We start from the raw sequence: 12156 nt of genomic DNA, 5'->3' as shown, positions 1-12156 counted from the left end.
GGCGATATGTCTTTTTTGAAGCGTCTTTTCGGTGGAGGCTCTGCCTCCGAGACACCGGCAGAGCCGAAAGAGGCGGGTCGCCTTGAACACAAGGACTTTCTGATCATTGCCACGCCCTATAGCGAGGGCGGGCAGTATCAGGTCTGCGGCGTCATTTCCAAGACGATCGATGGCGAAGTGAAGGAATATCGCTTCGTTCGCGCCGACCGTTGCCCCGGCATCGAAGATGCCGCCAGCATTTCGCTGAATAAGGGACGGCAGATCGTGGATGAACAAGGCGAAGCTATTTTCCGCTGAGCCGCCTGCGAGAGAATTGAAAAAGCCGCGCATCAAGATGCGCGGCTTTTGCTTTTTAGAGCATAATCCGACCGGAGTGAAACGAGGATCGATAAGATTATGCTTGAAATAGAAGACGTTAGAGCGCCGATCTGATCTTATCAGATCGAAACGCGCTCTAACTGTTAATGCGGGTCGCACACCATGGCGACCATTCTGCGCACGATGGGCAGAATGGCGAGGAGAACCGGAAAGGCGACCACCCACGAAAGGGCCCATGCCGTCATCCAGCTGGATGCGAGATTGGGATGGGCAATGCCAAGGGTCTTGGCGGTTGCAATCAACGACACAATGAACGTCATCATGATCGATAGGATGAACGGCATCACAATAGATGCATAGCGTGCAGGCAGCTTCCTGCGGCGTGCGCATTCAAACTGAGACATGTGTATTCCTGAATATTATGCAGGGAAGGCGCAACGAAACATCAATGCGAATTGCCGTTCCCGGCGAGATTGATGCGTTGCCTAACGTAAGACGCTTACGGTCATGATGATGACGCGGGTCTAATAGCCCGATCCGGATCGAATATCAAGTGTTCTGAAATGGCGGCGATTTGTCCACGCCATTCCCGACATAATTCCATTATACGCTGCGTTATGAACGACAAACCATTCTGGCGCACCAAGACCTTGAACCAGCTCACCCGCAGCGAGTGGGAGAGCCTGTGTGACGGTTGCGGCCAATGTTGCCTGCATAAATTGCAGGATGACGACACAAACGAGATTTACTGGACCAGCGTTGCCTGCACGCTGCTCAACCCGGACAGCTGCCAGTGCCGTGATTATCCGAACCGCAAGAAGACGGTGCCGGACTGCGTTTTTCTGACGCCGGAAATCGTTGACGAGGTGGACTGGCTGCCTGTGACGTGCGCCTACCGTCTGGTTGCAGAAGGTTCGGATCTCTATTGGTGGCATCCGCTTATTTCGGGTTCACCCGAAACGGTGCACGAGGCAGGTATTTCCGTTCGCGGCAAGGTGACGGCTTTCGATCACGATCTGGAAGATGACGACGATTATCTCGATCATATGGTGATGCCGAGCCACCGCTGATGGCTCGTTTGCGTTTTTCAAACATTGCGTAAATTTAATCTATGCTTCAAATATAGCAGCGCGGATTTTGTTTCCTTATAACGCATTGAATTTATTAAGTTTATAAAAGCAGTGCGCAGGCATTCCTTCTACTTCATATGAAGCTGAACGGCACATGAACGTTGGTTTTTCATTCTGTTCATCTATAGGGCGCTACTTCTCGGGTGCCTCAGGCAAGACCTGAAAACAAATCGAAGAGGTTCAAAGATGTCTGCTATTTCGCTCAAGTCGTTCGTCGTAACCGCCGCTCTTGGTGTTGCCGCCATCTTCACGACGGCAGCTTCCGCCAGCGCCGCATCGCCGGTTGTCGCTCCAACCATCAGCACGTCGGCAAGCTCTGCCATCGTGAATATCGATTACCGAGGCTACCACCATAGCCGTCCAGCTTATCGTGGCCGTGCCTGCTCCATCGAAGGCGCCAAGATGAAGGCTAATCGCATGGGCATCCGCAATGCGCGTGTCGTCTATCGCGGCAAGTCGGTTCAGGTTCGTGGCTTCCGTCATGGTCGCCCTGCCGGTGTCGTGTTCGCAAATGTTCGTGGTTGCCCGATCATTCGCTAAGGCGCACGGTTTAAGTTTCAAAAGCCCCGGCCTGAGTAAATCAGGCCGGGGCTTTTCTTTGTGGCGGGTAAAAGAAAAGGGGCGCTGGAGCGCCCCTTCGCAATTGCCAATTGGATTGCCATTATTCCTTGATTTCGAAAACGACATTGACCGAAACGTTATAGCTGTTCTCGCCAGCTGCAACGGGCACGGCATCTTCCGGCGCTGCTGCAGCCATGGTCTTATACTGAGCACGAGCGATTGGCATCGGCATGGGTGGGCGGCTCTGCTCGTTGATCTCGACAACGCGGCCAATGCCTACACCGGCAGCATCGGCAAGGGTCTTTGCCTTGGCGATGGCGTCGGCAACGGCACGCTTGCGCGCTTCATTGATCGTGGCGGCTGGGTTGTCGTTCACGAAACTCAGATCGCCACCCTGATTGACGCCGAGCGTGACGGATTCATCAAGCACATTGCCGACCTTGGCCAGATCGCGCACGCGTACAGTCAGGCTGTTCGAAACCGTATAGCCGGTAATGCTTGGTTCTTTCAAACCATTCTTGTCGTCCGGATAGACGTAGCGTGGCTGGATGTTGATGCCGCCGGTCTGAAGATCGCGATCTTCGATACCAGCTTTCTTCATGGCTTCGAGTACTTTCGCCATGGCTTCGTTGTTGGCGGTCATAGCTTCGCGAGCGGTCTTTGCCTCGCGCAGTACGGAGAGATTGAGGATGGCCATATCGGGCGAGGCGGTCATGGTGCCTTCGCCAGTGACGGCGATACGCGCAGGCTGCTTCGTCATCTGATTCTCCTGTGCCAGAGCTGGCAGCGTCAGCGCGCCTGCGAGCATGATTGCAGAAAAGGAGGTTGCAAGAAGAGTGGTAGCGCGGTTGTTCATAAAATCTCCTGTAGAGAAAGTTGAGGCAGCTCTGGCAAAGCTGGTTACACCGGAGCGGCTGGCCACTTTGCCTTTGAAATCGCTTATTTCTTAAGTTCCCTCTTATGTATGAAGCCGACGATATCAGATTCGAATTGCGTGCCAATTACAACTGCTGGTTCAAATCAGAAATACCGTGGTTTTAGAGCGGTTCCAGTTAAAGCGGAGTCGCTGGAACCGCTCTAACTATTTGTTTCGTCGCATTATCCTACGCAAAACCGCTTCGCACTTTTGCTGGAAATGCTCTAGGTTGTATGCATCGCAACTGAATATGTGCGCATTAGGGCAACTGATGCATTTGACAGCTTGTATCCCGGCTTTCTTTAGGGTAGGTCAACGTTGCGTGGGGCCTGTAGCTCAATTGGTTAGAGCCGGCGGCTCATAACCGCTTGGTTGGGGGTTCGAGTCCCTCCGGGCCCACCATTTTCTCCCTCAGTAATTTATTTGGCTTATCTTTGGCGAGTTCGCCGTTCTGTGCGCTCGTTTGCAACTCTAAACGAGACTCAGCCAAACCATGTCCAGTTGGTGCAAGTAAAGCGGCTATTCAAGTTGATATTTACAGCAATTAGTTTTTGCATATGATTGAGCATATTCAAGCTCTTTTAAAGAGTATTATGCTGGACTGATACGGATGCCGAATAATCGTTTTCGCTGATCCCGCAGATTCGTATGAGAAGCACTAATTTCGTTGAAACAGACAGATGAAACATCCGTTCTGATTAGCAAAGTGGCTTTGGGTGACAAAGACGCTTTCGCCTCACTTTATAAGGATACTAGCCCGAAACTATTCGCGATTTGCCTTCGTATATTGAAAGACAGATCGGAGGCAGAGGAAGCCCTTCAAGACGTCTATATCAAGATTTGGAAACGTTCGAGTACGTTTGGGATTGGTGAAAGCGTGGCTTCAGCTTGGTTGGCAACTATCGCCCGCAATCATTCAATAGATGTCATTCGAGCAAGAAAACCTGTTACGGAGGATCTTGACGAAGTTCATGATCTGGCTGACGACGTCAATCCAAGCCCCGAGAAGGAGGTGCTGGCAAGAGACGAAGGACGCCGGATAGATGATTGCATGCGAGAGCTTGATCAAGTTCATGCGAAAGCGGTTCGGCAAGCTTATGTGGAAGGTCTCAGCTATCTTGAGCTCGCCCAGGAATTACAAGTGCCTTTGAATACTGTACGCACTTGGTTGCGACGCAGTCTATTGAAACTGAGAGAGTGCATGCAGCGATGACATCAAGCGAGCAAAATCATGGCAAACGCGGTCAGGATGACGTGCTGGCTGGTGAATACGTGCTCGGCGTTTTGTCAAATGAGAAGCGTCGCCAAGTGGAGCAAAGGATGCTTCATGACAAGGAGTTCGCGTTACTAGTTGAGCGATGGCAGATCAGTTTCTCGCATTTCAATGACGACTATCAAGAATTGCCAGTGAATGAAAATATATTCGGAGAAATAGAGAAGCGATTGTTTGGATCGACACAGGATGCAGGGCATACTGTGTCGTTATGGAGTTCTGTTATCTTCTGGCGATGGGTTTCTTTGGCAACAACAATCGCTGCCGGTGTAGCGATTATCTTCGCTTTCGGCGGTAATCTAACGTCTAAGAACAGCGGTCCTCTGGTTGCCGAACTGTCAGCAACAGACGTACGTGTGAATTTGCTCGCTTCCTATGATCCGGCCAGCGGATATCTTCAAGTCATCCCTGTTGCAGCTGGAGCCTCCGGCGAGAAATCGCTTGAACTTTGGTTGGTACTGCAAAAAGGCAACCCGGTTTCGCTGGGCATCTTTAAGCCAGGCAAACAAGGGGAACTTACCATTCCGCTTGAACTACGCGACGATATTACAGCGGGTACGACACTCGCCGTCAGTCTTGAACCATTTGGCGGGTCTCCAACCGGGGTACCATCTGGCCCAATCGTGGCTAGTGGTATTGTGCGCCCATTGTAAGGTGCCACAAGTTTGGCTTGGCTCCTGAAACTTTTCTCTTTCTAATCTCGTCTTCCTCATTGGCTACCTTTTCAGGAGCTTCTGGGCAGGTGTTATCTCCCAGAATTGTTTGCTTTAGGAGGAGACAGACTATGAACCCCTTTACGTTCCGTGCACTTTCAGCAGCAACTGTAATGCTGGTTGCTGCCACATCTGCTTATGCCGAAAACCCCAATGTCGGCGGCTCGCCAATGTATGCGAACAAAAACATAGTTGAAAATGCGATGAACTCCAAAGACCACACTACACTGGTTGCAGCAGTAAAGGCCGCAGACCTTGTGGAAACGCTGAAAGGTAAGGGGCCATTTACAGTGTTTGCACCAACAAACGAAGCGTTTGCCGCACTTCCAAAAGGCACTGTTGATGAACTGCTTAAGCCTGAAAACAAGGCAAAGCTAACCAAGGTTTTGACGTGCCACGTCGTTGCAGCGGACGCGATGTCAAAGAACATCAAGAAGATGATTGCCGATGACAAGGGCTCGCATGATGTGAAGACAGTCGGTGGCTGTATTCTCAAGGCAAAGGAAAGCGGCGATAAGATTACGTTAACCGACGAGAATGGCAATGTTGCGAACGTAACCATTGCTGATGTGAAGCAGTCAAATGGCGTTATTCATGTAATTGATAAGGTCTTGCTGCCAAAGATGTAATCAACGCGTAACATTGAGATATGCCGATCTACATATATACGTGGTCGGCATGTCTTCATGGACTTTTTTGAACTTAACTGTACTCGCGATTGTCGGGTGCCGCGTTATCCTGTGCAATGCAGGCAAAAACGGCAATGTGGTACCAGACCAAATATTTCGGGAGGTCTAAGGGGGGGCTTCTTGGGGATTGCGATGTCTCCTTCAATCAATTTTGTCGCGTTGCGCGATATTTCCATTGGAGCTGTTACCTTGTGCGGTATCCGGTCTGTTCAACAGACCGGTGTTTTGCTTTCCATCGCAAACTTTCAACAAATTTTAGCAGTTCGTTAAGAAAATAGTAACGCAATGAAACAATTTTTTAAGTGACGTGAACTGGCGACAAAATGGAGGTTTTGGGCGATGAGAAAAAATGCAACCACCGTTGCGCTGGCATTGGCAGGGTTGGTGGCGAGCTCTCTCGCGGCTTCAGCGAAGACGAGTTATTTGGGTGAATTCCGCGATTGGGGCGTTTACCAGAACACCGAGCTTGCGGGTAACAAATGCTATGCTTTGACTGTGCCGATCAATTTTCAGCCGACCGGCGTGCAGCACGGCGATAATTTCGTGATTATTTCCAAGGCGGATGGCCAGTATAGCCCTCAATTGGTGATGGGATATCAGCTGAAAGCCAACAGTTCGGTCAATGTGATGGTGGATGGCGCGCGCTTTCCGTTCTTCAGCGAGGGCAATCGCGCCTGGGCGGAAAATGTTGCCGACGAAGCGAAGCTGATGCGGGCAATGCGCGCGGGCAAAACGCTCAATGTGCAGGCAACGTCGGCACGCGGTACACAGACTCGCTATACCTTCTCCCTGATGGGGCTTTCCGCCTCTCTGCAGCGCGTGGATGGCTGCCGGTAATAATTGAAAAAGCCCTGCCAATGGGCAGGGCTTTCTCTTGAAGGATGCGGCTTTATGAAAGCCAGGTCTGGCGATTGTACCAATCATCCAGTTCAGAACGCACGCGGTCTTTTTCTATGCCGTAGCGTTCCTGGATTTTGCCTTCCAACTGCTCGCGCCGGCCATTGATCTGGTCGAGATCGTCATCGGTAAGTTTACCCCACTGTTCCTTGATCTTGCCCTTGGCCTGTTTCCAGTTTCCTTCAACGCGATTCCAGTCCATTGGTTGGTCCTCCGTTCTGGGTTGGTTATGGATAACTAACGCAGCGGAGCGTGATTGGTTCAGCAAAAAACTGTAGAACCAGCTCAAAGACCGAGGAACTTGAAGGGCTCGCTTTCCTTGAAACTGTCGTTGACGACGCCATTGAACGTGTTGGTCTGATTGACGCCGAGGTCGAGTTTCTTGACCTTGCCGGTCTCTGGCGAAAAGTCGATTTCCTTGAGATCAACCCAGAAGACATTGGGTGTCAAAGCCGATTCGAAGAAATAAAGCATGCGCTTCTGGTCGGCCACCGTCCGCCAGCGCGTCGAGGAAATGTTCGGCTGGTCAGGTGTTGTCAGGCCGAAAGGCACCGAAGTGTTCCGGATGACGCTGAAAACACTGGCAATCGACTCAACAGGGTCGTCGGTTTTCGGGACGGCGTTTACATAGAACGATGCGCGCGCGAAACGGTCGGCGGCGCGATTGGTGCCCGGCAGCATGACAGTGCCGCCGATCTGGGTCCAATAGGAGTTGAGCGCAAGCTGCTCGTCGAATGTCGGCGAATTGGTCATCACCTGATATTGCTTGCCGTGATGGATCACCTGCTTGCCGTTGATATATTCGATGACCGCGCTGTCGCCGCTGGAATCGGATATGGCCAGATGCAACGTGGCCAGTCTGTCTTCACCGGGGACCTTGTCCGTCACGATGGTGAAAGGCTCTGCGCGCAGAGTTTTGACCGCCTCGTCGACTGTGGCAAAGTTATCAAGCACATATTGCGCCCAAGCCGCGATGCTGAGGCCCGGTGTGGTGCCGTCATATTTCGGATATTCCGATTCAACGAGCCACAATGCGCCAACGGAAAGTCCTGCTTCGTTCAGTCCATCTGTCGTGGAAATGTCGTAACCGGAGGCGATCACACTGCCATATTTGGATGTCCACTGAAGCGAGTTCTTGCCGGCCTCGCCGGAACGTTTCATGCCGCGTGGAAAGACCCAGAGATTGGTCGCAACATCCACTTTCCAATCCATGGATCGGGCGGTCATCACCTGATCGTTGGCCCCGTGATACACGAAACGTGTGCAAGCTTCGGCAATCGGTGCGGCAAGCATGCTGCCTGCAACGAGCGCTGTAGTGCAGATGCTGGAAAAAGACCGCTTCACAATCGGCATGGATCGTCCCCTCTGTGATGCCCGGTAATCTCTAGGGCAGGATGCCCGTTTGCTATTGAGTGAATGCCCTTCGCAGGGCGATATAAGGCAGTGATTGTAAGTGGAAAGACGGGCGAACGAGTTTTAACGCTCGCCCATATAACCGCGCTGCTTCCATTGCTGCAGCGGCATGATGTCTGGCGGTCCGCCGCCTGCCTCATACCAGGAATCGACGGCCCATTTCTGGCCCTGCTTGTCTTCGACAACTGCCGTCCAGTGTGGATATCGTCCATCGAAGAAAGCGCCGCGGGACGTGCGTCGCGCGACAGTGTGGTGCTTCAGCCAGCCGCGTGATTGCAGGTAGCGCAGGAAGTTATCGGTATTGGTCGATTCATCGATGCAATCCATCTGGCCCTTGATTCGGGCCTTGCCGAATTGCATTCTCGGCTTGTCCCGGACGCCAATCGCTGCGGTACCGCGCTGTTCGAAGATTGCAACTGCCGTTCGCAGTGCTTTCCGTTCGCCATCTGCGCTGCGACTGCCATTTTGCAGAAGGTTCCGGATACGCTGTTGGTCCTTCGCGGTCAGCGTAACTTTGGTCCGGTAATGGCATTCATAACCGTGGCAGACGCTGAAGGTTTGTGCAGAAGCCATTCCGACCGGGAAGGCCAAGCCTATGAGGGCGCCAGCGCCCAGCAGTTTCATCAAATCGCTGCTCCGCGTTCGATTGAGAAGATTTCCCTGCAATTTCAGCAGGATAAAATAAATCGAATCTCCAGGTATCTTAACCGTGCTTGTGGCTGGTGAAAAGCAGGGACGGTTCAAGGCGTTCCAGCCCCTGATAGGGATTGGCGTGGATTGCGAGAATCCAGAGGCAGAATGAGGCTGTCAGCGAATAAATGACGAGCGCCTTTACACCAGCTCGCACACGGTCCGCGTGGGTCGCTGCAATGGTTATCGCCGTGAGGAATGTAAGAGAAAGCACGAGATACCATTTGTAATAGTCGATTGAGGTCGATCCGACAGCCAGACGGGTATTGCGCGCGTCCTGCAGTTCATCGAAGTCGTTGATGAGCTGGGAGATAACGGGTGACGGCACGTCGGCGCGTGCCAGATTGATGATCTCGCGCCGGATACTCTGCAACGCCGTTTCAACGGAACCTGCTGGCTCGACATTGATCTTTTCGCGCCATTCGTCATCGATCACGGCAAGGCGATAGCCGGTGAGGGCGGCAGTAAGTTCAGGCGCATTCAATATCTCGGCCCTGGACGTTCCGATCAGACGGGAAATGGCCGAGCGTTCTTCACTGATCGCCTGATCTGCCCGGGAATTGACGCTCCAGATATCAGCGGCAACAAAACCGAGCGACAAGGCCCAGGCCGTCGCAATGGTGCTGATGAAAGCACCGATCGGAATGGACAGAGCGTCGCTGGCGGCATGTTTGGACAGCATGTCGAGCGCGAAACGTCCAACCGCATAGAACACAATTCCAAGTACGGCGAAGGCCGTAAAAGAAAGATAGATCGGCAGCTCGAAGATATAGGTCATTCATTCCCCCAGATTATTCCCCGCTTATTATTACCGGAAGTCGTTGAATTTTACTTAGAGCTGATCAAGGGGAGAGAATAGCAAAAAACCCGCCGGTTTTGCCGGCGGGTCAAACAACAGAAACTAATTTGTTGTGCACTAGAACGAGACGGAAAAACCGACGACTGGCCCATGCTGGGTCACGTCATACTTGAAATTCTCAACCGTATCGTTGTCCTTGTAGTCCTGATAAAGCGCCCGGTAGCCGACACGGAATGTCGTGGGAATATCGAAAACCATTGTTCGATATCCAAGATAGATCTGGCCATTGGCGCTGAGTTTGGTTCCAGCTCCGAAACCACCAATGTCGGCTTCTGCAAAAATGTTCCACCGGTCATTGATGTCGTAGAAGACACGCGCGCCTACAAAGGGATCGGTCCATTCCACCTTGCGCGACTCGCTGTAAGGGCCAACTTCAAGTCCGGCCTCCAGTCTTGTCCAGCGAACACCCACGGTTGGTTCAATCGCGAAAATCCGCTGGTTTCCGAAGAGCGTCGTTCCCTCGAGCTGCTGTTCATAGACGCGATAATAAGCACCAGCTGCCAAGGTGGTTGTCTTGATATCGAGGGCGAGTTCGTTGTCGCGGAGGTTTTCATCCTGACTGGTCTTGACGTACTGACCGTCGATGAAAAAACCAACCGTGCCGTTGCTGATATCGACATTGCCCATGAAAGTCATATCGAGATTATCGAAAATCTCGCGAAAGGGGACGTTGACATCGGTGCTGCGGCCTAGCAGACCAGCGGTGCCGTTCAGCGATGCACCCCAGACATATGGGCTGAAAATCACGCGCCAGCGCTGCTGGTCCTGAATTTCTGGTTGTGTTGTCACGGCATCTGCCGCGAACGATGTCGCTGACATACCTATTAAAACAGTTGATGCTAATATAATATTTCTGGAAAATTTTAACAGTAAATTCCCGTTCTGGTTACGCGATCTTCCGTCTTTCACCGAAAAAACCCCCTGGATTATGTATTAGCAATTTCGATAATACATCAGATTCAAATCTTTCTCCATATATATGTTAATCATTCCGGGAAATAAACTGAAAATTGATACTTATATTAAGGTTTGTTCTGTTGACTTTCATCAGGTGCAACCATTTATTCGGAATGGGAGCGGCGCCTCTTTTCTCATTGAGGCGAGGCGAGGAAGTTATTTTGGCAATTCTTAATATGACAAATCGTGGAGTAACGAGGTCATCATGAAAACGAAACAATCTATCTGGAAGTCGTCTCGCCGGATGTTTGCGCGGGGCGCTGCAACTGCTCTCATCGCTGCAGCTCTGGTCGTTCCTCAGGCAGCTTTCGCCTGCACCAGCTTCGTTCTCCCGACGAGCGACGGTGGTATGGTCTATGCGCGCACGATGGAGTTCGGGTTCGAACTCAAGTCCGATATGATCGTCGTTCCGCGAAACTATGCTTTCACGGCGACCGCCGCCGATGCGAAACCCGGCAAGCAATGGAAGAGCAAATATGCCGTGATCGGCATGAATGCATTCGGCATTCCGGCTCTCACGGATGGCATGAATGAGAAGGGACTTGCGGGCGGCATCCTCTATTTCCCGGATTACGCCAAGTTCCAGGATCCTTCCACGGCCAAGGCGGAAGACAGCCTTGCTCCTTGGGATGTTTTGAGCTGGGCCCTGACCAATTTCTCCACCGTGGCGGAAGTGAAGGCAGCTCTTGGCAGCATTGCCGTCATTGATGTCAAGCAACCCAATATGGGTTTCGCACCACCTGTGCATTATACACTGCACGATGCGACGGGTGCATCGATTGTCATTGAACCCATCGATGGCAAGCTGAAGGTTTATGACAATCCGCTCGGAGTGATGACGAATTCGCCGTCCTTCGACTGGCACATGACCAATCTGCGCAATTATGTTCACCTGTCGCCGGACAATACCAAGCCGCTCAAGGTCAATGGCGCTACTTTCACGCCATTGGGTGAAGGATCGGGTATGCTGGGCGTGCCTGGAGACACGACGCCTCCATCAAGGTTTGTGCGCGCAACGGCTTTCGTTCTGTCGGCCGCAAAGGTGCCGAGCGGGCCGCAAAGCGTTCGTCTGGCCGAGCATATCGCCAACAACTTTGATATTCCCAAGGGCTGGATCGTGGACCCGGCAACGCCGCTCGAATACACGCAGTGGACGACCATCGCCGACATGAAGAACATGACTTACTACGTCAAGACCTATGACGATCAGGTTCTTCGCGGTGCTGCTTTCAAAGATTATAATCTTGAAGCCAAGGATCTGGTGACGATCAAGATGCAGGAGCGTCTGAATCCGCCAGCCCTGACTGACAAGTAAGCCTTTTCAGGAATTGAGAGTCTGGAGCGCCGAGCTGATTGAACCGGGTCGGCGCTCCAACTATTTACGCGGTCGTTTTCAGGACGCGCTATCGAAAAGCCTGCGCTTGCTACGGCACCTCGTCGGAGGCAGTCGGGCCGCCCTCGTTCTCCAGATTGGCAATGCGTTTGGTCTCCGAACGATTGAATTTCAGGCGTACCCCGACACCGCCACCATTTTCGGGAATGAATTGCGCACCGGCTTTTTCCAGCGCATTGGCCAATGCCTGTATCTGTTCGCCCGTTGGCGTACCGAGCTTGCGCTCAAACTGCTCGATGGTCGCTGCTTCGATCCCCGATAGTTGGGCCAGACGGTCGCGTGAGAATTCCACAAGCGCTCTGGCTGCACGGCATTGAGGTCCGGTTATCATCATCTGTGTCTCCCCT

Annotated in this window: 16 protein-coding genes and 1 tRNA gene; 9 read left to right on the top strand and 8 right to left on the bottom strand. The window is 52.3% G+C overall.

What is annotated here, in order from left to right:
* Nucleotides 1-6: 6 nt before the first annotated feature.
* A complete protein-coding gene (locus tag LJ361_RS17865; protein ID WP_010659675.1) occupies nt 7-297 on the top strand; it encodes an HlyU family transcriptional regulator in 291 nt (96 codons plus the stop codon).
* Between the two features lie 164 nt (nt 298-461).
* On the opposite strand, the gene LJ361_RS17860 is transcribed toward LJ361_RS17865, so the two are convergent.
* Nucleotides 462-722 carry a DUF2798 domain-containing protein gene (locus LJ361_RS17860; protein ID WP_010659676.1) on the bottom strand — a complete coding sequence of 87 codons (261 nt, stop codon included), beginning with the start codon at nt 720-722 and terminating at the stop codon, nt 462-464.
* Between the two features lie 213 nt (nt 723-935).
* On the opposite strand from LJ361_RS17860, the gene LJ361_RS17855 reads away from it, so the two are divergent.
* Together LJ361_RS17855 and LJ361_RS17850 are read left to right on the top strand one after the other, a co-directional pair.
* Complete coding sequence (locus tag LJ361_RS17855; RefSeq protein ID WP_029376061.1) at nt 936-1388, top strand: YcgN family cysteine cluster protein; 453 nt, start codon at nt 936-938, stop codon at nt 1386-1388.
* Between the two features lie 246 nt (nt 1389-1634).
* A complete protein-coding gene (locus LJ361_RS17850) occupies nt 1635-1988 on the top strand; it encodes a hypothetical protein (RefSeq protein ID WP_010659678.1) in 354 nt (117 codons plus the stop codon).
* 121 nt (nt 1989-2109) lie between these two features.
* Here the strand turns inward: LJ361_RS17850 and LJ361_RS17845 are convergent, their stop codons facing one another.
* On the bottom strand, nt 2110-2865 hold the full coding sequence (locus tag LJ361_RS17845; protein ID WP_010659679.1) for an SIMPL domain-containing protein: 756 nt from the start codon (nt 2863-2865) through the stop codon (nt 2110-2112).
* Nucleotides 2866-3250: 385 nt separating this feature from the next.
* On the opposite strand from LJ361_RS17845, the gene LJ361_RS17840 reads away from it, so the two are divergent.
* The 5 genes from LJ361_RS17840 (at nt 3251) to LJ361_RS17820 (ending at nt 6437) form a co-directional block, all read left to right on the top strand.
* Nucleotides 3251-3327 (top strand) — tRNA-Ile (locus LJ361_RS17840).
* Between the two features lie 265 nt (nt 3328-3592).
* Complete coding sequence (locus LJ361_RS17835; protein ID WP_010659680.1) at nt 3593-4138, top strand: sigma-70 family RNA polymerase sigma factor; 546 nt, start codon at nt 3593-3595, stop codon at nt 4136-4138.
* On the top strand, nt 4135-4851 hold the full coding sequence (locus LJ361_RS17830; RefSeq protein ID WP_010659681.1) for an anti-sigma factor domain-containing protein: 717 nt from the start codon (nt 4135-4137) through the stop codon (nt 4849-4851). The genes LJ361_RS17835 and LJ361_RS17830 overlap by 4 nt, the downstream gene beginning before the upstream one ends.
* 131 nt (nt 4852-4982) lie before the next feature.
* Nucleotides 4983-5540: a fasciclin domain-containing protein gene (locus LJ361_RS17825; RefSeq protein ID WP_010659682.1), complete on the top strand. Its 558-nt coding sequence runs from the start codon at nt 4983-4985 to the stop codon at nt 5538-5540.
* A gap of 399 nt (nt 5541-5939) precedes the next feature.
* Nucleotides 5940-6437 (top strand): invasion associated locus B family protein, encoded by a 498-nt coding sequence (locus LJ361_RS17820; RefSeq protein WP_012091713.1) that lies wholly within the window; start codon nt 5940-5942, stop codon nt 6435-6437.
* A gap of 52 nt (nt 6438-6489) precedes the next feature.
* On the opposite strand, the gene LJ361_RS17815 is transcribed toward LJ361_RS17820, so the two are convergent.
* The 5 genes from LJ361_RS17815 to LJ361_RS17795 form a co-directional block, all read right to left on the bottom strand.
* Nucleotides 6490-6699, bottom strand: coding sequence for a CsbD family protein (locus LJ361_RS17815; protein ID WP_006467262.1), 210 nt, complete (start codon nt 6697-6699; stop codon nt 6490-6492).
* An 83-nt stretch (nt 6700-6782) separates the two neighbouring features.
* Entirely contained in the window at nt 6783-7850 is a 1068-nt protein-coding gene (locus LJ361_RS17810) for a linear amide C-N hydrolase (RefSeq protein ID WP_264812072.1), read from the bottom strand.
* 123 nt (nt 7851-7973) lie between these two features.
* The gene (locus LJ361_RS17805; protein WP_010659685.1) at nt 7974-8534 is read right to left on the bottom strand and encodes a hypothetical protein; all 561 of its coding nucleotides are present in this window, start codon (nt 8532-8534) and stop codon (nt 7974-7976) included.
* A gap of 79 nt (nt 8535-8613) precedes the next feature.
* Nucleotides 8614-9378, bottom strand: a complete 765-nt coding sequence (locus tag LJ361_RS17800; protein WP_010659686.1) for a DUF4239 domain-containing protein — start codon at nt 9376-9378, stop codon at nt 8614-8616.
* Between the two features lie 138 nt (nt 9379-9516).
* On the bottom strand, nt 9517-10278 hold the full coding sequence (locus LJ361_RS17795; RefSeq protein WP_010659687.1) for a hypothetical protein: 762 nt from the start codon (nt 10276-10278) through the stop codon (nt 9517-9519).
* A 343-nt stretch (nt 10279-10621) separates the two neighbouring features.
* Between LJ361_RS17795 and LJ361_RS17790 the strand changes: the two genes are divergently transcribed.
* Nucleotides 10622-11731, top strand: a complete 1110-nt coding sequence (locus LJ361_RS17790; RefSeq protein ID WP_010659688.1) for a linear amide C-N hydrolase — start codon at nt 10622-10624, stop codon at nt 11729-11731.
* Nucleotides 11732-11840: 109 nt separating this feature from the next.
* Here LJ361_RS17790 and LJ361_RS17785 read toward each other — a convergent pair whose 3' ends face one another.
* A complete protein-coding gene (locus tag LJ361_RS17785; protein ID WP_010659689.1) occupies nt 11841-12143 on the bottom strand; it encodes a helix-turn-helix domain-containing protein in 303 nt (100 codons plus the stop codon).
* Nucleotides 12144-12156: the final 13 nt, after the last annotated feature.

The organism is Brucella sp. JSBI001, from assembly GCF_026014005.1.
Classification (GTDB): Bacteria; Pseudomonadota; Alphaproteobacteria; order Rhizobiales; family Rhizobiaceae; genus Brucella; species Brucella anthropi.
The sequence above is the reverse complement of the archived record's forward strand: the minus strand, read 5'-3'. Positions and strand labels throughout refer to the sequence as shown.

Bases quoted from the DNA above. Each gene is read 5' to 3' on its own strand.
- LJ361_RS17845 (WP_010659679.1), bottom strand. From the start codon at position 2,865: ATGAACAACCGCGCTACCACTCTTCTTGCAACCTCCTTTTCTGCAATC.
- LJ361_RS17815 (WP_006467262.1), bottom strand. From the start codon at position 6,699: ATGGACTGGAATCGCGTTGAAGGAAACTGGAAACAGGCCAAGGGCAAG.
- LJ361_RS17800 (WP_010659686.1), bottom strand. From the start codon at position 9,378: ATGACCTATATCTTCGAGCTGCCGATCTATCTTTCTTTTACGGCCTTC.
- LJ361_RS17850 (WP_010659678.1), top strand. From the start codon at position 1,635: ATGTCTGCTATTTCGCTCAAGTCGTTCGTCGTAACCGCCGCTCTTGGT.
- LJ361_RS17865 (WP_010659675.1), top strand. From the start codon at position 7: ATGTCTTTTTTGAAGCGTCTTTTCGGTGGAGGCTCTGCCTCCGAGACA.
- LJ361_RS17830 (WP_010659681.1), top strand. From the start codon at position 4,135: ATGACATCAAGCGAGCAAAATCATGGCAAACGCGGTCAGGATGACGTG.
- LJ361_RS17825 (WP_010659682.1), top strand. From the start codon at position 4,983: ATGAACCCCTTTACGTTCCGTGCACTTTCAGCAGCAACTGTAATGCTG.
- LJ361_RS17790 (WP_010659688.1), top strand. From the start codon at position 10,622: ATGAAAACGAAACAATCTATCTGGAAGTCGTCTCGCCGGATGTTTGCG.
- LJ361_RS17855 (WP_029376061.1), top strand. From the start codon at position 936: ATGAACGACAAACCATTCTGGCGCACCAAGACCTTGAACCAGCTCACC.
- LJ361_RS17785 (WP_010659689.1), bottom strand. From the start codon at position 12,143: ATGATGATAACCGGACCTCAATGCCGTGCAGCCAGAGCGCTTGTGGAA.
- LJ361_RS17805 (WP_010659685.1), bottom strand. From the start codon at position 8,534: ATGAAACTGCTGGGCGCTGGCGCCCTCATAGGCTTGGCCTTCCCGGTC.
- LJ361_RS17795 (WP_010659687.1), bottom strand. From the start codon at position 10,278: ATGTCAGCGACATCGTTCGCGGCAGATGCCGTGACAACACAACCAGAA.
- LJ361_RS17860 (WP_010659676.1), bottom strand. From the start codon at position 722: ATGTCTCAGTTTGAATGCGCACGCCGCAGGAAGCTGCCTGCACGCTAT.
- LJ361_RS17810 (WP_264812072.1), bottom strand. From the start codon at position 7,850: ATGCCGATTGTGAAGCGGTCTTTTTCCAGCATCTGCACTACAGCGCTC.
- LJ361_RS17820 (WP_012091713.1), top strand. From the start codon at position 5,940: ATGAGAAAAAATGCAACCACCGTTGCGCTGGCATTGGCAGGGTTGGTG.